The organism is Nocardia goodfellowii (assembly GCF_017875645.1).
GTDB classification, from domain to species: Bacteria; Actinomycetota; Actinomycetes; order Mycobacteriales; family Mycobacteriaceae; genus Nocardia; species Nocardia goodfellowii.
Window position 1 is genome coordinate 3,607,015 of record NZ_JAGGMR010000001.1, and the last position, 17,752, is coordinate 3,624,766.

A 17,752-nucleotide genomic window follows, 5' to 3' on the forward strand; every position below is an offset into this window, starting at 1 on the left:
CAGTCCTGCCAAGGGCGACAGAAAGGCAAGCGCGGGAGCGGGTTACGAGGAAAGGTCGGCCGATGCGTACCTGGGGTGCGAGCATGGTGAGGGGACCTCGATCGTTGCGATGAGAGGTGGTGGGCGTGACTCGATTCGTGCAGGACTACGCCGTGTTGCGGTGGTCGGTTGTCGCGGCGTTCCTGGCAGCCGCGGTGATCGTGGTCGGGCGATTGGCGGCTCCCCTCCGGCATCCGGCGAGTGCGCGATCGGCGGGAGATCTCCTGGATGACAGGGGATTCGGAAATGAGCGCGTCGTAGTGCGGGGCGGGTCGGGCTCGCCGGCTGAAATGGGGTCCCACTCGGGCGGGCGGCACGGTGGTGCCGATTGTGGGTCCGCGCAACGGGATTGGGATGCGGCCTCCGTGTTCGGTTCGGACGGCTGGGCGGGCGCGGCGCAGCACGAATCCGATGCGGCGCACCTGCTCATGTGCCTGGTGATGCTGACGATGCTGGTATTTCCGTCGAGTGCGAATCCGGAGGCGTTGCGCGGCGTGCTGATCGCCATGACCGTCGTGTTCGCGGCATTGCTCGTGAGCCGGATGACAGAGGGGCGCCGCGGTTCCCGTGCTCAGCGGGTGGCGCTCGGATATCACCTGTTTGCCGCCGCGGCCATGTGGTACGCGATGTCCGGTCATTCCGCGGCCGGGCATACCGGGCCGGTGCCGGCGGTGGCGTCCGGGCTCGCGGCGTTGTTCCTGATCGATGCTCTCGCGGTGGTCGCTACCGGCGGCCGGCAATGGCTCGGCCATCCCGGCGGGCCGGTGCTGTCCGCGGCGCTGGTGCCGCATGTGGTGATGGACCTGGGTACCGCCTATATGTTGGCCGCCGCGGTGATCACGTGAGACCGGGCGGCGTTTACCTGGCCCGACGCCGGGTAACCGGCCGACGATTGGGAGGTACCACCATGACGGAGACACAAAGTGTGCCACCGACCGAACGGCGGTCGGTTGCCGAACTGGTCAACGATGCCACCGAACAGCTGAGCCGGTTGATCCGCGACGAAATCCAGCTGGCCAAGCTCGAGCTGCAAAGCAAAGGGAAACGCGTCGGGCGGGGCGCGGGACTGGCGGGGGCCGGAGCCGTGCTCGCCTTCTACGGTGGCGCCGCGCTGATCGCGGCGATCATCTGCGCGCTGGCGATCCCGTTGGACGCATGGGCTGCCGCGTTGATCGTCGGCGCGGTGCTGCTGATCGCCGGCGCCGTGCTCGCCTTGCTGGGCAAGAAGGACGTCCAGCAGGCGGTGCCGCCGGTGCCCGAGGAAGCGGTGGCGGGCGTGAAACGCGATATCGAAAGTATCAAGGACGGGAGCAAGCGATGAACGACAAACGGCCGCACCCCAGCGAAGCCGAGACCACCCCGGCGCAGCCGGTCGTCAGCGTCCCCGCGGACGCCGAAACGGTCCGTGCCGACCGTGACCAGGCGCGCGAGGAGCTGGGCCAGACCGTTTCCGAGCTCACCGACAAACTCGACGTGAAGGCCAACGCCCAGCGCAAGGCCGCCGAGGTGAAGGACAACGCGCGCGACAAGGCCGTCGAAACCAAGGAGGCCGCGCGCGCCAAGGCCGCCGAGGCGAAGACCACGGCACAGGTGAAGGCCGCCGAGGCGAAGACCACCGCCCAGGTGAAAGCCGCCGAAACCAAGGACGTGGCCGCCCAGAAGGCGGCCGAGGCCGCCGAAGCGACACGCGCGAAGGCAGCTGAGGCCAAGGAGGCCGCGCGCCAGCAAGCCGCCCAGGCGCGGGTCGCGGTGGAGGAGAAGACCGAACAGGCCAAGGCTCAGGTGCGTCAGCTCACCGAGAAGGCCGAAGCCGCCGCACCGGAACCGGTCGTGGAACGCGGCAAGCAGGCCGCCGACTTTGCCCGCCGCCGGCCGGCGGCCCCGGTTACCGCGGCCGCCATCCTGACCGCCCTTATCGTCTGGCTGATCCTGCGCCGCAAGCAGCAGCGCTGACTAGAGGTCGACGGCGCTGACTAGAGGTCGACGACGGTTTCGGAGACGACGCGCCCGCCCAGGCGAACCCAGCCGTCGGAGTCCCACTCGGTGAAGATGTGTGAACCAGCACCCTGAGTGATGGCGAGGCCCCGGCGCAGCCGAGCGGTGATCGCGACCGCGGCCGCGCCGGTGGCCTCGTCCTCCGCGATGCCCATAGCGGGTGCGAACATCCGCGATCGCAGATGGCCGCGGTGCTCGTTGGTCCAGGTCCAGAAGTAATGCTGGCCGACGGCATAGTCCTCGGGGCGCAGCGCCGCCAGCTCGTCGGCGTCACCGACCTCATGGAAGGTGAAATCGGGCGCCCATTCGCCTCGGGCAGTGACCCAGGTCAGCGTGTCGGCATAGTCGACCGCGACGGCTCCGGCGGGCACGTCCAACGCCCGCACCGGTGTCCCCTGCTGGGCGAACCACCACGCGGTGCCCACCGACGGATGGCCCGCGAACGGAAGTTCGACAGCGGGGGTGAAGATTCGCACCGTGGCGACCTCGTCGACCGGGTCCTCGAGGAATACGGTCTCGCTGTAGCCGGCCTTGGCCGCCAGCGCCTGCCGGTCCGCGTCGGCGACCTCGGCCGCTCGGGCCAGACCGAGCTCGTTGCCGAATCGTCCCGTCGAATCGGTGAACACCCGCACGACCTCGACCCGCACGCCCATAGCCCTAACTCCTCCCGGTGCACTACTCATTCGGAGCCTACCGGGCTGCGCGGAACCACTCGAGGAGGTCCCGGGCCCGTGGTGGATAGCGCGGCCCGCCCAGCCGTGAGATCGGACAGGATGTCGGTGGCGTTGCTGTCCGGTTCGCCTGTGTGGCTCCAGCCAGGCGGGACGACAAGCGCCGACCGCGAAAACGACTCCGGCCCCGTCCCTTTCGGAACGAGGCCGGACACCGGAGCGACTACACCGTCGCCACGGCCAGGGTCTCGGTGGACTCCACCGCCTGACCGACACCGGCGACGATCGCGGCCACGCGCAGCGATTCGAAGATCACCTCGCGTGCGACGCCCGCCTCGCGCAGCGTCTTCTCGTGCGCCTCCAGGCAGTGCGCGCACCCGTTGATCGAGGACACGGCGAACGACCACAATTCGAAATCGGCCTTGTCGACGCCCGGGTTGCCGATGATGTTCATCCGCAGGCCCGCGCGCAGGTCGTCGTAGCGGCCGTCCAGAAATGCCTTGCCGCGGTAGAAGACATTGTTCATGCCCATGATCGAGGCAGCGCCGAGCGCGGCGTTGTACGCCTCCGCCGACAGGGTGTCGGCGGCTTCCTCGGCGATCTCACGCAGCGTGCTCGCCGACCGGGTCGCGGCCGCCGAAGCGAGCAGGGTGCCCCACAGCTGCTGCTCGTTCAGCACGGTGGTGCGGCTGATCGAGGACAGATTGAGCTTGAGGTCCTTGGCGTACTCGGGGAGGGAGTTCTTCAGGTTCTCAATGCTCATTCGTAGTTCATTCCTTTGCGGTTCACAGACTTCGGATCAGGTTGTGCGGACGGACTCAGACGCCGGCCGTCATGAGCTCACCGGCGTTGATCGTCGGGTCGCCCTTCTTCCAGTTGCAGGCGCACAGCTCGTCGGACTGCAGCGCGTCGAGCACCCGCAGCACCTCGTCGACGTTGCGGCCGACCGAACCGGCGGTCACCGAGACGAACTGGATCTCGTTGTCCGGGTCGATGATGAAGGTGGCGCGGTCGGCGACACCGTCGCTGTTCAGCACGCCACAGGCGGCGGCGAGTTCCCGCTTGAGATCCGAGAGCATCGGGAAGGGCAGCGTCTTGAGATCCTCGTGCTGGGCGCGCCACTGGAAGTGCACGAACTCGTTGTCCACCGAGGCGCCCAAAACCTGCGCGTCGCGGTCCTCGAACTCCTCGTTCAGCTTGCCGAACGCGGCGATCTCGGTGGGGCACACGAAGGTGAAGTCCTTCGGCCAGAAGAAGACGATGCGCCACTTACCGGCGTGGTCGTCGGAGGTGATCTGGGTGAAGTAGTCGTCAGGCTGCTGAGCGTCGACCTTCGACAGGTCACCGCCGATAACCGCGGTGAGGTTGTATGCCGGGAACTGGTCGCCAATGGTCAGCAAAGCCATGCTTGTCTCCTCGTCCTTTGTGGGGTGGGTTGAACAAAGATGTTTCAGAAGCGTGTGCTCCAGCGATCTTGCCTACGGGCCTGCGAAAGGTAAAGGTGATCAGTCGCACTACACTGATAGGCGTGACTGATCAGACTTATCAGCCCACACTGTCACAGCTGCGTGCGTTCGTAGCTGTCGCGGAGTATCGCCATTTCGGCACCGCGGCCGCCCGGCTCGGTGTGAGCCAACCCACGTTATCGCAGGCATTGGCCGCGCTCGAAAACGGACTGGGCCTGCAGCTGATCGAGCGCAGCACCCGCCGCGTGCTCGTCACCGCGGACGGCACCCGTCTGCTGCCGCAAGCGATGGCGACACTGGAGGCCGCGGACCGATTTGTCGCCTCCGCCACCGGAGATGGGCTCGGCGGGACCCTGCGCATGGGCATCATTCCGACTGTCGCACCCTACGTGCTGCCGACATTGCTGCCGGAGTTGCGGCGGCGGGTGCCGACCCTGGCGCCGCAGGTCATCGAGGACCAAACCGCCCGGCTGCTGGACGGATTGCGCACCGGAGTGCTGGACGTCGCGTTGCTCGCGCTGCCCACCGGCGCTCCCGGCCTCATCGAAATCCCTTTGTACACCGAGGAATTCGTTCTGGTGACAGCTCGCGGACATGAATTGGCGGGACGCGAGGACATCGCCGCGTCGACACTGGACACGCTGCCGCTGTTGCTCCTCGACGAGGGCCACTGCCTGCGTGACCAGACGCTGGAGTTCTGCCGTTCGAGCGACACACACCCGGGCTCGGTCGGCGATACCCGCGCGGCCTCGCTGACGACCGTAGTCCAGTGTGTCGCAGGGGGATTGGGGGTAACACTGATTCCGGAAATGGCCGTCCCCGCGGAGACGGCTCGCGGCACCCTGGACACCGCGCGCTTCGCCGACCCCGCCCCCGGCCGCACCCTCGGTCTCGCATTCCGCGCGTCGACCGCGCGCACCGAGGACTATGCGCAACTCGCGGAAATCATTCGCGACCAACGCCCCTGATGCCTCGGGGATTCCGCGCAACGGTGGACAGGCGGTGGAAATGGGCCGACGATTGGATCGGTTGCGCGGCGACGGTGACGTGCTGTTCGTCTATGGGACGCTGCGATTTCCGGAGGTCCTGACGGCGTTGCTCGGTCGCTGTCCCGAGTTGGTGCCCGCCGGACTGCCGGGCTGGCGGGTGGCGGCGCTGCCGGATCGGGTGTATCCGGGTCTGGTTCGCGAAGCGGGCGGGCTGGCGCGTGGGATGCTGCTCTACGGGCTCGATCCAGCGGAATGGCTGGTCCTCGACAGGTTCGAAGACGATGAATACGACTTGTGCCCAGTGATTCTCGATGCCGGGACTGCCTGGACATACGTCTGGACCGCTGCGGCGTTGCCGGAGGAGTGGTACGCGGCCGACTTCGCTGCCACGCACCTGGCCGCATTCCTTCCGCGCTGCGCGCAGTGGCGTCGAGTCGAGTGATCGCGGGGGGTTGAGTTTTGAGACGACCGGTCGTATATTTCAAGGATGGCCCGCCCTCGACGTAGCGACGACACCCGCCAACTCCTGGTGGAAGAGGGCGCGGCGGAGTTCCTGGCCAACGGCTATCACGGCACCGGCATCAAGCAGGTGCTGGATGCGGTCGGTGTCCCGAAGGGGTCGTTCTACAACTATTTCGACAGCAAAGAAACCTTCGGCCGAGCTGTGATCGACCATCACTCGCTGTGCATCCAGCGCAATCTGGCCGCCGCCCTGGGTCCCGCGCCGGATCCGATGACCGGTTTGAAGACCTTCTTCACCCGGCAGATGGACGAGTTCGTCGAATCCGGTTACACCGGTGGATGTTTGATCGCCAACCTCGGCGCGGAACTGGAGGGCAGCGAGGTCCTGCGTGAGTCGCTGTCGGCCGCGTTCGGAATCTGGCGCGACGGGATGGCCGAGGCGTTGCGTCAGGCGCAGGAACTCGGCACCGTTCGCGCGGATATCGATGCCGCCGAACTGGCCGACCTGCTGATCGAATCCTGGGAGGGCGCGGTGATCCGGATGAAGATCGATCGCACCCTCGAGCCGCTGCACAAGTGCCTGCGGCGATTACTGGACGACTACTTCCGGCCCTGAAAATTCCCGGCCCATCGGGCGGGGTAGACCACCTCATTCCAAGACGACCGGTCGTATACAACTAGGGAGAGCGCCATGTCAATCAAAACGGTCATCGTGACCGGGTCCTCGAGCGGAATCGGGCGCGATATCGCCCGCGGGTTCGTCGCCCGCGGCGACAACGTCGTGCTCAACGGTCGAGATCCCGCAAAGCTCGCCGCCGTCGCCGAAGCCCTGGACGCGCCGGATCAACTTGCTCAGGTGATCGGCGATATCGGTTCCGCGACAACCGCATCGGAGCTGGTGCGCACCGCCGTCGAACGGTTCGGACGCGTCGACGTCCTGGTCAACAACGCCGGAATCTTCGGCGCCAAACCCTTCGTCGATGTTACCGAGGCCGAACTCGATCGCTACCTCGACAGCAACCTGAAAGGCACCTATCGCACCACCCAGGCGGTCGTCCGCCAATTCCTGCGCCAAGGTGACGGCGGCAGCATCGTCAACATCGGCACCGTCCTGATCGATCACGCGCTCGCCACCCTGCCCGCCTCCGCGGCCCTGGTCAGCAAGGGCGGGGTACACGCCCTCACCACCAGCCTCGCCGCCGAACTGGCCGCCGAGCGGATCCGGGTGAACGCCGTCGCCCCGGGCATCATCCGCACACCCTTGTTCGGGGACGGCGACGAAAAGTCTTCCGGCCGAATGGCATTGCTGAACCGCATCGGCGAGGTATCGGAAACCACCTCGGCCGTCCTCTATCTCGCCGACGCCGAATTCGTCACCGGTCATATTCTTCCGGTAGACGGCGGATACATCTCCGGAAGGGCCGCGTAATGCCGTACGTCAACATCAAAGTCACCGACGAGGGCGTCACCCGCGAGCAGAAGGCTCAGCTGATCAAAGGTGTCACCGACCTGCTTCAGGATGTGCTCGGGAAAGACCCCGACACCACCTACGTCGTGATCGACGAAGTCGCCTTGAGTGACTGGGGAGTCGGCGGCGTCGATGTCGAGGAGTGGCGCCGGCGCAGGTCCTGATCTGCCCGTTGACCCCCGGGCGGTGGGAAAAGCGAAAGGCCCGCACCGAATCGGTGCGGGCCTCGAGCCGGGCTTACTTGCGCAGTGCGTACGGTTCGATCGAGCCGCGCAGCAGCGCCCGCGCGTCCAGGGTTTCCGGACGGTACGGCAATGTCGCCAGGCGCTCGGTCATCTGCGCGACCGGATCCGCGATCGGCTTGGCGACACCGAACAGGAACGTCCACTCGTGCTCGTCGCTGGCGTAGGGCACCACCGTGTCGAACAGGGCGTGGAAGCGGTCCCAGGAACGCTTCAGAGTTTCGTTGCGCCACATGGTCTGGCAGCCGGCCTGCGCGGCGAGCACGCCGCCCTCGGCCAGCAGCGACTTACAGCGCCGCAAGAACTCGTCCTCGTAGAGGCGGTTGTGCTGAGCGTCCTCGACCCGCTCGTCCGGCAGATCGATGATGATCATGTCGTACCGGGTGCCCGCCGCCTCCGCCTTCGCCAGGAAGTCCCAGCCGTCGGCGTAATGCATCTTGATCGGGCCCTCGTGGGCGACGGCCGCGGCCAGGTCGGCCTCGGTGTAGCCGTAGGGCAGGTGCTCGGCGCACAACTCGACCTCGAGCTGATCGATGTCGACATGATCGACGAGCGAGGCGCCCGCCGCCGCCGACATCTGCGAGGCGACACCTTCACCGGAACCGATGATCAGCACCTTGTCCAACTTCTCGGCCAGCACATACCCCGGCACGAGCATCGCCTCGTGGTAGGTGAGCTGGGAGAACTCGGTGGACTGGCGATCCTCGTCGGAGAACAGGCTGACGCCCTGATCGGTTTCGGCGATCACCATGTGCTGGTAGGGCGTGTGCGTGTCGACGATGACCTTTTTGAGATCCCAGATCCGGGTCAGCCCCTCGCCGACCGGCTCGTGGATCTTCTCGGCGCCGTGCCCGCGCTGGATGACCTGCATCCGCACATCTTCGGGCTCGAGTTTGTCTCGTAGTAGTTCGACGGCCTTCGTCGCGCCCGCACCGATGCTGCCGCAGGTGAAGACGTCGACGAAAATGTCGCCGGACTCCGGATAAGTGTGAATCGAGGCGTGAGACTCCGACAACAGCGCGAGGACGGTCACCCCCTGCGGATCGAACTTCTTGTGTACGACTTCGCAGATGGTGACGCCCGCCGCGATCAGAGACTCGGTCAACGCCGATTCGAGTCGTTCGAGATCGTCGCACAGTGCTGTGTCGACACCACCGAACTCGGCCAGCACATGCCAGCCGGTGAAATCCGCCGTCATATTTGGCAAACTCACTCTCGCTCAGCGCCCGAGACGTGAACGGTCAAGGGCGGAAAACCATTGAAGGACACCGACGAGTAACTCGCGGTATAGGCGCCGGTATCGAGGATCTGGATACGATCACCGGCACGCAACGAGGTCGGGAGTAGGACCTTCGTGCGTTGATACAGCACATCGTCGCCGTCGCAGGTCGGACCGGCGACTACCGCCTCGTCGACGGGATCTCCGTCGCGTTCGGTGACGAAGCGGTAGGCGATGTACTCGTTCTCTGTCTCGGCCATGCCGTTGTAGCGGCCGATGTCGAGATACACCCAGCGCCGGCCATCCGGCGCGTTGCGAATGCCGATGACCTCGGCATGGATGGTGCCCGCGTTGCCGACCAGGGCGCGGCCCGGTTCGACCACGACGCCGGCCCCGGCGGGCAGGAACTCGGCGACCGCGGTGTTCACCACGGTGGCGATCTCGCCCAGTTCGGGAGCGGCGGTGGCGTACGAAATCGGCAGCCCGCCACCGATGTTCACCGAGCGAACCTCGATATCCTTGTCCACCAAGGCTTTCGAGATCTCCGCGGCCTGCTCGATGCCGATCCGCCACGCGGTGGGGTCGGTTTGCTGGGAGCCGACATGGAAGTACGGGCCCGCGACGATCAGCCCCAGATCCCGGGCGCGCACCAGCAGGCGGAACGCCTCACCCGGCGTGCACCCGAACTTGGTGCCGAACGGAGTGATCGAAGCCGGGGTCGAGGCCAGGAAACGGCACTCGACCTCGACGCCCGGCGCGTGCTCGACGATGCGCAGCAGATCATCTTCGGTGTCGAAGGCGTAGCGGCGCACACCGAGCGCGTAGGCGCGGGCGATGTCGGCGGCCTTCTTGATCGGGTTGCCGTAGCACAGGACGGCCGGATCGACGCCGTGCACGAGGCAGAGCTCGATCTCACCGATGCTGGCGACGTCGAACTCGGCGCCCTCGTCGTTCAGGAGCCGGATGATCTCCGGCACCGGACTCGCCTTGACGGCGAAGCGAATTCGCGCCGCGGGTAGCGCGGCTCGCAGTGCGCGATAGTTCGCGCGGACCCGGTTCAGCTCGATGACCAGACGGGGCGATTCGAGCACGTTTCGATCGGTCAATCTAAGGGAACTCTTTTCGATCGGGCGCAGGGCGGGGAGAAGGCAACAGTCCGCGACACTACACAAGGTTGGCCTGGAAAAACTAACCGGACGCCGGTCGTCTGCGTCACTGTGCCGACGGGTATACCGGCGGGCCGGTCCGCGACGGCCGGCGCTCAGCCTGCCGCGACCGTGACCTCGTCGAATACCACTTCACCGGCGGCGTCGGACTCGGCCAGATCGACCACCGCCTCCAGTGCCCAGCCGTGATCTCCGGCCGGGTCGTCGAGGGTTTGCCGGACGTGCCAGAACCCCGGGCGTGCTTCTATCCGGAACAGTTGCGGGCCGCGCGCGTCCGGCCCGGTCCCGATGCGTTCGTACTCGCGGAAGTACGGCTCGAGATCGGCTTCCCAGTCCGGACCGGTGCCCAATGCCTCCAGGTCGTGCCAGCGGCGCAGCGCGGCCAGCTCGACCCGGCGGAACATCGAGTTGCGCACCATCACGCGGAAGGCGCGTTCGTTGGCGGTGATCGGACGGATCGATTCCGCGCCGAAGGCCACCTGGTTCGCGTCGGTCTCCGCACCGGGGCCGGTGAGCTGCTCCCACTCGTCGAGCAGGCTCGAATCTACCTGCCGGACAAGCTCACCCAGCCACTCGGTGATGTCGTCGAGTTCCTCGGTGCGCGCGGAATCCGGGACCGTGCGGCGCAGCGCGCGGTAGGCGTCGGCGAGGTAGCGCAGCACGACGCCCTCGGAACGAGCCAGCTCGTAGTGCGAGATGAGTTCGGCGAAGGTCATGGAGCGTTCGATCATGTCGCGCACCACCGACTTCGGGGACGGCGCGTACTCCGAGATCCACGGATGACCCACGCGATAGGTCTCATACGCCGGTTCGATCAGCTCGGCCAGCGGCTTGGGCCAGGTGACATCCTCGAGCAGTTCCATGCGCTCGTCGTACTCGATGCCGTCGGCCTTCATCTCGTTGATCGCCACACCACGCGCCTTGTGCTGCTGGGCCATCAGCAGCTGACGCGGATCCTCCAGGGTGGACTCGATGAGCGAGATCACGTCCAGGGTGTAGCTCTGGGACTCCTTGTCCAGCAGTTCCAGGGCGGCCAGCGCGAACGGCGACAGCGGCTGGTCGAGGGCGAAATCACGTTGCAGGTCGACGGTGAGCCGGGCACGGCGGCCCTGCGCGTCGGGCTCCGGAAGCTGTTGCACCACACCGGCATCGCGCAGCGCGCGGTAGAGCCGGATGGCGCGCAGGATGTGTTTGCGCTGGGCCGGGCGGGGCTCGTGATTGTCTTCCAGCAGATGGCGCATGGCGTCGAAACCATTGCCGGGACGGGCGATCACGTTGAGCAGCATCGAGTTGGTGACATGGAACCGCGACACCATCGGCTCCGGCTGGGCCGTCACGAGACGGTCGAAGGTTTCCTCGCTCCAGGACACGAAACCGGCCGGCGGCTTCTGGCGCTGCACCCGCTTCTGCTTGACCGGGTCGTTGCCCGCCTTCGCCATCCGCTTGGTGTTCTCCACCTCGTACTCTGGAGCCTGCACCACCACCGTGCCCATGGTGTCGTAGCCGGCCCGGCCCGCACGGCCGGCGATCTGGTGGAACTCGCGGGCCTTGAGCCGGCGGGTGCGCACGCCGTCGTATTTGGTGAGGCCCGTGAGCAGTACGGTGCGGATCGGCACGTTGATGCCGACACCGAGCGTGTCCGTACCGCAGACGACTTTGAGCAGACCCTCCTGGGCCAGGCGTTCCACCAGGCGGCGGTACTTGGGCAGCATGCCCGCGTGATGCACGCCGATACCGTGGCGGATCAGCCGCGAGAGCGTCTTGCCGAAGCCGGAGGCGAAGCGGAAATCGCCCAAAGCCACCGCGATCGCGTCCTTTTCGGCGCGCGAGGAGAAATTCACACTGGTCAGCGCCTGAGCGCGTTCCAGGGCGGCGGCCTGGGTGAAATGCACGACATACACCGGCGACTGGTTGGTGGTGACCAGGTCTTCCAGCGTCTCGGTGATCGGGGTGCGGGCGTAGGAAAAACTCAGGGGCACCGGACGTTCGGTGCCCGCGACGATCGCGGTCGGATTGCCGGTGCGACGCTCGAGATCCTCGGCGAAGAAGTCGACCTCGCCCAAAGTGGCCGACATGAGCAGGAATTGGGCATTCGGCAGCTCGATCAGCGGAACCTGCCAAGCCCAGCCGCGATCGGGGTCGGCATAGAAGTGGAACTCGTCCATCACGACCTGACCGACGTCGGCTGCCGCGCCTTCGCGCAGCGCCAGATTCGCCAGGATCTCGGCCGTGGCGCAGATGATCGGCGCGTCGGGGTTGACCGCGGCGTCGCCGGTGACCATGCCGACTTTGTCGGCGCCGAACACCTCGCACAGCGCGAAGAACTTCTCGCTGACCAGAGCTTTGATCGGAGCGGTGTAGTAGGTGCGCAGTCCGCGGGTCAGCGCGAACAAGTGCGCGCCGACCGCGACGAGCGACTTACCGGACCCGGTGGGAGTGGCCAAAATGACATTGGAGCCCGAGGCCAGCTCCATGATCGCCTCGTCCTGAGCGGGATACAGCGGGGTGCCCTGCTCGGCCGCCCAGAGGGCGAACGATTCATAGAGCGCGTCGGCGTCGGTCCCCGGTATCTCGAGCAGTTCGGTCAGATCCACTCGTTCCACCCTACGGGCCACCCGGCGGGTGGCCCGATCAGGGACGGATGGACGCTACTTGGAGCCGTCTCCGTCGTAGCCGCCCTGCTCGGCGAGGAACTTCTCGAACTCGGCGCCCAGCTCGTCACCGCTGGGCAACTCCTCGTCGCTGGCCAGCAGGGAAGTCTGCTGCTCCTGCGCCGAGACGAAACTGTCGTACTGACGCTCCAGGGCGTGCACCACGGTCTCGACTTCGACGTTGCCGGAGACATGCTCGTTGACCTGCTCGCGGACCCGCGCCGCCGCCTCGCCGAGCGCGGCCAGCGGAATCGACAGGCCGGCGTTGTCGGCGACGCTCTCCAGCAGCGTCTGCGCGGCCTCGGGGTAGGCGGTCTGTGCCAGGTAATGCGGCACATGCACCGAGAACCCGACCGACTCGTGCCCGTGCTGGGCCATCCGGTACTCCAGCAGCGACGACGCGCTGCCCGGCACCTGCAGCTCGCCCGGCCAGCGCTGATGGTCGCCGATCAGCGAACGATCCGAGGAATGCGCCGTGATACCCAACGGACGGGTGTGCGGAATCGCCATCGGGATCGCCGACAAGCCGATGCTGCGGCGCACGCCGAGCTGTTCGGCGAGCAGGCGTACCGCGGTGGTGAACTTCTCCCAGCGCAGATCCGGTTCGATACCGGCCAGCAACAGGAACGGCGTGCCGTCGGTGTCCTTGACCGCCCACAGGTTGAGCTCGGGCTCGGCGTAATCACTGAAATGATCGGTCTTGAACGTCATCAGCGGACGACGTGAGCGGTAATCGAGCAACTCGTCGACATCGAACGAGGCGACCAGTTCACTCTCCAGGCTTTCGCGCAGATGCGTGGTGGCCAGCCGCACCGCGTGCCCTGCGTCGGTGAAACCCTCCAGCCCGTGCACCAGAACCGGACCGGAGCCGTCGTCGGACGACAGCTGCGGAGCGGGGAACTCCAGTTCGTACATTCGCGACTCGTGCTCCATCGCGTACTCCTTCCTGCGCGGTCCGCTTTCCGGCTTTCCGAGTAGCTCGGACATCGGTGTCCTGGCGTTACCCGTTGTTGCACTGCGCGGTGCGTCAACCATGTCCATTGTCCCCCATGCCGGTGACAAGCACCGCGCACGGTAGTGGACACCGATCCCTACGTCGAGGCAACAGCGAATTCACCTGCGGCATTCCCGCGTCACGCGATCGGCGGTGTGCAAGGTGCGCCACAGCGTTCCCTGAGCGGGGAATTCGGATCTTTGAATGAAGGGGTTCCCGATCGGGCACCGATTCATGCGTGCATCGGCGATCCGGCCGCGAGAGACGCATCCCGGCGGCCTGCTCGCGCCCGCGACGGTCGGCGTGGCGACGATGCGCGAGCGGGCCGGTTTGGCACAGTGGGCCGGGTGAGTGTGCCGGAGTCGTCACGCACGGGGTGGTTCGGAGCCGCGTCGGTGGGCTGTGCGCTGGTGCTCACGGCATGTGGCGACACCGTGGCCGGGCATCCGGTCGCCGGCGAGGCCACCACCGTACAAACGCAGGTGGCCGCCGGTCTCGAGGATCTGCTGCCCACGCAGGAGCAGTTTCCCGCTGGATACTCGGTCGTCGTATTGCCGCCGGAAGCCGCCGCGCAGGCCGCGGGTGACCTGACCGGAATCGCGCGCGGCGCGACGGTCACGCCGACTGGTTGTGAGCCGCCCGAGCAGCGATTCGGCCCCGATCAGACCGCGGTCGCCGTCGGAACGGATGGCGATGCCCGCGCCACGGTCACCGTCGAACTGGCCCGCACTCGGCAAGCGCTGTCCGCTCTGCGCGAACAGCTCAGTGGTTGCTCGCGAATCCGGGTCAGTCAAGGCGGGGCGATCACTACGGTGGCGACCCATCTGGACCCGGCGCCGCCGGTCGACGCGGACGATTCGATCGCCTTGCGGCGCACCGTGATCCCCGATCTGGGCGGCCTCGGATCGAACCAGTCGATGCGGACGCTGCTCGGGCAGATCGGCGATGTGCGAATCACGGTCACGTACATGACATTTGGGGCGTCGAAGCCGGATACCGCGGCGCTGGACCAACTCTTCACAACGACGGTGCGACAGGTGCGGAAAGGCTGATCCGCCGGGGATCGATGGCGTGGAATGATCCCGGCGGCGGGCGATTCGCAGCGCATGGCACGCGCCGTCACGGTGCGAACAGCAACTCAATTCGTGCGCCGATTCGTGGCGGCGAGCCTGCGAGGAACGCATGCGGCGCAACCGAATTCGGGCAGCTTTGTCGTGCGGGAGTCGTGAGCGCCGCAGGACGAGGTTTACGGCGTAGAGGGCGCACCACGGTTATATCAGCGGCTACTGACAAGTGCGGGGCGGGCACGTCGGTCCCCGGTCGGTCTATCCCCAGGTTCCGGCCTATCCCCAGGTCAGCTCGAAGCCCAGGTCGCCGGGACGGTCGCCGTGCCCCTCGGGCGCATGCTCGGCCCATGACCACTTCAGCCGAACTTCCCAGCACCCTCGGGCACAGTGCCCCGAACCCCTACTGCGCCACCGGGCTGCCACGCCGCCGGGCCCGCACACCGTTGGCGAACTGCTCTGATCCGAGTCCGTTCTATCGAGGCGGAGATTGGGCGCGATCGCCGCTGCGGATCGACGACCCGGGTGAACTGATCGTGGCGTTGCCGCCCATGCTCGGGTTCGTTCCCGAACGGTCGCTGGTCGTCGCGGTCCTGCGGGCCGGTCTGGCACCTGGCATCAGCCCGGTGATCGATGCGGTCGTACGGTTCGATCTGGAACCGCCGGGCGGCAGGCGCGGGATGGCCGCGCGGGTCGCCGAGTGCCTGTCCCGGATCTGTGCCGCCGAACATGCCGAGGAAGTCCTGGTGGTCGTCGTCGATGACCGCATGGCCGAGCCAGGGCCACGGGAAGCGCATCCCCGACAGGTCGCGCGGGCGAAGTCGCACACCGCGTTGGTCGCCGCGCTCGACAAACGCCTGGCCACCCACGAGGTGATGCTGGCGGGCGCGTGGGCGGTGCCCGCGATCGACACCGGCGAACACTGGTGGCCGCTGCTGGGCGGCCCCGACGGGGGCGTGCTGCCCGATCCGGCGAACTCGCCGGTGGCGCTGGCGAGTGTGCTCGATGGACGGCCCATTCATCCCTCCCGCACCGAGTTGACCGCCGTGCTCGCGCCGGAGCCGGAACTGTGCCGGCGAGTGGCGGCCCACCTCGACGGCGCGTCCGAACGCGTCCGGGATCGATACGTCCGGGCCGTGCGGCACGGGGAACTGGACACCTACCATCGCGGGCTGCTGGAGCACGTGCTCTGGCAGATCGCGCACACCGCGTCCGGCACGTTGCCGGAGGCGCCGGAGATCGCGGAACTGGTTGGCGCCCTGCGGGAGCCGGTGGTGCGCGGCGCGCTGTACGCCTTGGCCTACACCGACCACGACGCGGCGGCCGAGCGCCTGTGGGTCCGGATGGTCCGGGCGCTGCCGGGCCCGGACCGCGCCGATGCCGCGACGCTGCTGGGGTATGGCGCCTACGTGCGCGGGGACGGCCCGTTCGCGGGTGTGGCCCTGGACGTCGCGCTGGCCGCGGATCCGGCCCACAACATGGCGGGATTGCTGGAATCGGGGCTGCGGTCCGGAATGCGGCCGGAGCCACTGCGCCGGGTGGGGCGCAGTGGCCACGCCATTGCCGCGGACCTCGGTATCGATCTCGGACCGCTGGTCCGATGAGGCCGCTACTTCGCGCTGTGCGCCCGCGCGCCCAGCGATTGGGTGAACTTCCAGGCGTCGCTGACGATCTCCTCGAGATCGTTGTGCTCCGGGCGCCAGCCCAGTTCCGCGACGGCCCGCTCGCTGGAGGCGATGAGCACCGCCGGGTCGCCGGCCCGGCGGGGCGCGTCCACCGCGGCGATCGGCAGCCCGGTGACGCGCTCGCAGGCCGAGATCACCTCGCGCACCGAGAATCCGGTGCCGCTGCCCAGGTTGTAGATGCGGTGCGCACCAGGTTCGGAAGCGGCCAGCGCCAGCACGTGCGCCTGCGCGAGATCGCGGATGTGGATGTAATCGCGGACCGCGGTGCCGTCGTGGGTGGGCCAGTCGGTGCCGAACACCGCGATGGACGCCCGGTGGCCGAGCGCGACTTGCAGCACCAGCGGGATCAGATGGGTTTCCACCACACGGTTTTCGCCCAGCCCGCCGTAGGCGCCGGCCACATTGAAGTACCGCAGACTGGTCGCGGCCAGGCCGTGCGCGATGGCGTAGGAAGTGATGGCGTGGTCGATGGCCAGCTTGGACGCGCCGTAGGGGTTCGTCGGTTTGGTCGGCGCGTCCTCGGTGATCGGCACCTGCTCGGGCTCGCCGTACACCGCGGCGGTGGAGGAGAACACCAGCCGGGCGGTACCGGTCTCGCGCATCGCCTCCAGCAACTGCAGCGTCTTCACGACATTGCCCTGCCAGTACTTCTCCGGCTTCTGCACCGATTCGCCCACCAGCGACTGCGCCGCGAAATGCAGGACGCCGTCGAAGGATTCGGAGCGCAGCAGCCGGGTGCCGGCCTCGGCGATGTCACCCTCGACGAACCGGGCCGCCGACGGCACGCCGTCGGCGTTGCCGGTGCTCAGGTCGTCGACGACGACAACGTCATGGCCCGCTTCGAGCAGCACCTGCGCGCAGACGCCGCCCACGTATCCGGCTCCGCCGGTCACCAAGAATTTCGGCACGCCTCAGACCAGCTTTACCTGGACGGCGTGGGCCATCTCGTCCGACAGCTCGAAACCGGCGTGGCCGGGCACGGTGATGACCACCGAGCCGGGCTTGGTCTCGACCGTGACGCGCGCGTCCGGCACCACACCCGCCTCGCGGAGCTGGCTGATCACCTCGGGGTCGGTCTGGATGTGCTCGGCGAGCCGGCGCACCACGACCGCGTGGCCCTGGCCGTGCGGCAGATCCGACAGCCGCACCAGCGTCTCCTCCGAGGCCGGGGGCGCGGTGATGCCCAATTCGTCCAGGCCGGGGATCGGGTTGCCGTAGGGCGAGGTGGTCGGGTGGTTGAGCACCTCGACCAGGCGCCGCTCCACCTCCTCGCTCATCACGTGCTCCCAGCGACACGCTTCGGCATGCACGTTCTGCCAGTCCAGGCCGATGATGTCGACGAGCAGACGTTCGGCCAGGCGATGCTTGCGCATCACCGCGATGGCCATACTGCGGCCCTTGTCGGTCAGTTCGAGATGGCGGTCACCGGCGACCAGCAGCAAACCGTCGCGCTCCATCCGCGCGACAGTCTGGCTCACCGTCGGACCGCTCTGCTCGAGGCGCTCGGCGATGCGGGCGCGCAGGGGCACCACGCCCTCCTCCTCGAGGTCGTAAATGGTACGGAGGTACATCTCCGTGGTGTCGACAAGATCCTTCACCTGTTACCCCTTCGTCGGCACGAATTCTACCCACGCACGGCAG

General features: G+C 67.3%; 20 protein-coding genes. 11 read left to right on the forward strand and 9 right to left on the reverse strand.

Annotated elements, in window-relative coordinates:
* Nucleotides 1–125: 125 nt before the first annotated feature.
* From BJ987_RS37280 to BJ987_RS16405, 3 genes are all read left to right on the forward strand, one after another.
* On the forward strand, nucleotides 126–884 hold the full coding sequence (locus BJ987_RS37280) for a DUF5134 domain-containing protein (RefSeq protein ID WP_209890453.1): 759 nt from the start codon (nucleotides 126–128) through the stop codon (nucleotides 882–884).
* Between the two features lie 62 nt (nucleotides 885–946).
* Nucleotides 947–1,360: a phage holin family protein gene (locus tag BJ987_RS16400; RefSeq protein WP_209890455.1), complete on the forward strand. Its 414-nt coding sequence runs from the start codon at nucleotides 947–949 to the stop codon at nucleotides 1,358–1,360.
* The gene (locus BJ987_RS16405; RefSeq protein WP_209890458.1) at nucleotides 1,357–1,992 is read left to right on the forward strand and encodes a DUF3618 domain-containing protein; all 636 of its coding nucleotides are present in this window, start codon (nucleotides 1,357–1,359) and stop codon (nucleotides 1,990–1,992) included. Before BJ987_RS16400 ends, BJ987_RS16405 begins: the two co-directional genes overlap by 4 nt.
* Before the next feature lie 20 nt (nucleotides 1,993–2,012).
* Here the strand turns inward: BJ987_RS16405 and BJ987_RS16410 are convergent, their stop codons facing one another.
* From BJ987_RS16410 to BJ987_RS16420, 3 genes are all read right to left on the reverse strand, one after another.
* Nucleotides 2,013–2,687: a PhzF family phenazine biosynthesis protein gene (locus BJ987_RS16410; protein WP_209890461.1), complete on the reverse strand. Its 675-nt coding sequence runs from the start codon at nucleotides 2,685–2,687 to the stop codon at nucleotides 2,013–2,015.
* A 241-nt stretch (nucleotides 2,688–2,928) separates the two neighbouring features.
* Nucleotides 2,929–3,468 carry an alkylhydroperoxidase, AhpD family gene (ahpD, locus tag BJ987_RS16415; protein ID WP_209890465.1) on the reverse strand — a complete coding sequence of 180 codons (540 nt, stop codon included), beginning with the start codon at nucleotides 3,466–3,468 and terminating at the stop codon, nucleotides 2,929–2,931.
* A gap of 55 nt (nucleotides 3,469–3,523) precedes the next feature.
* Nucleotides 3,524–4,111 (reverse strand): peroxiredoxin, encoded by a 588-nt coding sequence (locus BJ987_RS16420; protein WP_209890468.1) that lies wholly within the window; start codon nucleotides 4,109–4,111, stop codon nucleotides 3,524–3,526.
* A 122-nt stretch (nucleotides 4,112–4,233) separates the two neighbouring features.
* Between BJ987_RS16420 and BJ987_RS16425 the strand changes: the two genes are divergently transcribed.
* The 5 genes from BJ987_RS16425 to BJ987_RS16445 all read left to right on the forward strand — a co-directional run bounded on the left by BJ987_RS16425 (nucleotide 4,234) and on the right by BJ987_RS16445 (nucleotide 7,254).
* Nucleotides 4,234–5,139, forward strand: coding sequence for a hydrogen peroxide-inducible genes activator (locus BJ987_RS16425; RefSeq protein ID WP_209890471.1), 906 nt, complete (start codon nucleotides 4,234–4,236; stop codon nucleotides 5,137–5,139).
* Between the two features lie 40 nt (nucleotides 5,140–5,179).
* Nucleotides 5,180–5,602 (forward strand): gamma-glutamylcyclotransferase family protein, encoded by a 423-nt coding sequence (locus tag BJ987_RS16430; protein WP_209890474.1) that lies wholly within the window; start codon nucleotides 5,180–5,182, stop codon nucleotides 5,600–5,602.
* Nucleotides 5,603–5,647: 45 nt separating this feature from the next.
* On the forward strand, nucleotides 5,648–6,238 hold the full coding sequence (locus BJ987_RS16435; RefSeq protein ID WP_209890477.1) for a TetR/AcrR family transcriptional regulator: 591 nt from the start codon (nucleotides 5,648–5,650) through the stop codon (nucleotides 6,236–6,238).
* 75 nt (nucleotides 6,239–6,313) lie between these two features.
* Nucleotides 6,314–7,051: an SDR family NAD(P)-dependent oxidoreductase gene (locus tag BJ987_RS16440; protein ID WP_209890480.1), complete on the forward strand. Its 738-nt coding sequence runs from the start codon at nucleotides 6,314–6,316 to the stop codon at nucleotides 7,049–7,051.
* Nucleotides 7,051–7,254: a tautomerase family protein gene (locus BJ987_RS16445; protein WP_209890483.1), complete on the forward strand. Its 204-nt coding sequence runs from the start codon at nucleotides 7,051–7,053 to the stop codon at nucleotides 7,252–7,254. The genes BJ987_RS16440 and BJ987_RS16445 overlap by 1 nt, the downstream gene beginning before the upstream one ends.
* 73 nt (nucleotides 7,255–7,327) lie before the next feature.
* Here the strand turns inward: BJ987_RS16445 and speD are convergent, their stop codons facing one another.
* The 4 genes from speD to BJ987_RS16465 form a co-directional block, all read right to left on the reverse strand.
* Nucleotides 7,328–8,530: an adenosylmethionine decarboxylase gene (gene speD, locus BJ987_RS16450; protein WP_209890486.1), complete on the reverse strand. Its 1,203-nt coding sequence runs from the start codon at nucleotides 8,528–8,530 to the stop codon at nucleotides 7,328–7,330.
* Between the two features lie 11 nt (nucleotides 8,531–8,541).
* The gene (locus tag BJ987_RS16455; RefSeq protein WP_209898514.1) at nucleotides 8,542–9,642 is read right to left on the reverse strand and encodes a type III PLP-dependent enzyme; all 1,101 of its coding nucleotides are present in this window, start codon (nucleotides 9,640–9,642) and stop codon (nucleotides 8,542–8,544) included.
* Between the two features lie 170 nt (nucleotides 9,643–9,812).
* A complete protein-coding gene (locus BJ987_RS16460) occupies nucleotides 9,813–12,311 on the reverse strand; it encodes a DEAD/DEAH box helicase (protein ID WP_209890489.1) in 2,499 nt (832 codons plus the stop codon).
* A gap of 54 nt (nucleotides 12,312–12,365) precedes the next feature.
* Complete coding sequence (locus BJ987_RS16465; RefSeq protein ID WP_209890492.1) at nucleotides 12,366–13,301, reverse strand: PAC2 family protein; 936 nt, start codon at nucleotides 13,299–13,301, stop codon at nucleotides 12,366–12,368.
* 265 nt (nucleotides 13,302–13,566) lie between these two features.
* On the opposite strand from BJ987_RS16465, the gene BJ987_RS16470 reads away from it, so the two are divergent.
* From BJ987_RS16470 to BJ987_RS16480, 3 genes are all read left to right on the forward strand, one after another.
* Entirely contained in the window at nucleotides 13,567–13,713 is a 147-nt protein-coding gene (locus BJ987_RS16470) for a hypothetical protein (protein ID WP_209890496.1), read from the forward strand.
* The gene (locus BJ987_RS16475; protein ID WP_307869635.1) at nucleotides 13,710–14,414 is read left to right on the forward strand and encodes a sensor domain-containing protein; all 705 of its coding nucleotides are present in this window, start codon (nucleotides 13,710–13,712) and stop codon (nucleotides 14,412–14,414) included. Before BJ987_RS16470 ends, BJ987_RS16475 begins: the two co-directional genes overlap by 4 nt.
* A gap of 362 nt (nucleotides 14,415–14,776) precedes the next feature.
* Nucleotides 14,777–16,030: a DUF4192 domain-containing protein gene (locus BJ987_RS16480; RefSeq protein WP_209890499.1), complete on the forward strand. Its 1,254-nt coding sequence runs from the start codon at nucleotides 14,777–14,779 to the stop codon at nucleotides 16,028–16,030.
* Nucleotides 16,031–16,035: 5 nt separating this feature from the next.
* Here the strand turns inward: BJ987_RS16480 and galE are convergent, their stop codons facing one another.
* The gene (gene galE / locus BJ987_RS16485) at nucleotides 16,036–17,019 is read right to left on the reverse strand and encodes a UDP-glucose 4-epimerase GalE (RefSeq protein ID WP_209890502.1); all 984 of its coding nucleotides are present in this window, start codon (nucleotides 17,017–17,019) and stop codon (nucleotides 16,036–16,038) included.
* A 3-nt stretch (nucleotides 17,020–17,022) separates the two neighbouring features.
* On the reverse strand, nucleotides 17,023–17,709 hold the full coding sequence (locus BJ987_RS16490; RefSeq protein WP_209890505.1) for an iron-dependent transcriptional repressor DtxR: 687 nt from the start codon (nucleotides 17,707–17,709) through the stop codon (nucleotides 17,023–17,025).
* Between the last annotated feature and the right edge of the window lie 43 nt (nucleotides 17,710–17,752).